The sequence below is a fragment of the Lonepinella sp. BR2357 genome (assembly GCF_051851525.1).
GTDB lineage: Bacteria > Pseudomonadota > Gammaproteobacteria > Enterobacterales > Pasteurellaceae > Lonepinella.
In genome coordinates, this window is record NZ_JBPDVG010000038.1 from 1 (window position 1) to 297 (window position 297).

Sequence of the window (297 nt, forward strand, 5' to 3'; positions counted from 1 at the left end):
GGCATTACAGCATTTCACTTCTGAGTTCGGCATGGCGTCAGGTGGGGCTACTGCATTATGACCATCAGGATTATTCCTTTGATGACTTTCTATTTCTTATTCTTCGTTCTTCTCTTTTCGATTTTTCAATCTTCTTTAATTCGAAACAAGCTGTTACTGATTCTTTTCTCTTTTGTCTGTGTTTTAGTTTATTTAATTTTGATTTAGTTTTACTTACTTCACCCAAAAACACTTGAGCGTTGTATAGTTAAGCCTCTCGGGCAATTAGTATGTGTTAGCTCAACGGCTCGCACCGCT

General features: G+C 37.7%; 1 rRNA gene. It reads right to left on the minus strand.

Features of this window, described 5'->3' with window-relative positions:
- A 5S ribosomal RNA gene (rrf, locus tag ACTG7L_RS10825) occupies positions 1 to 69 on the minus strand; the annotation flags it as partial.
- Positions 70 to 297: the final 228 nt, after the last annotated feature.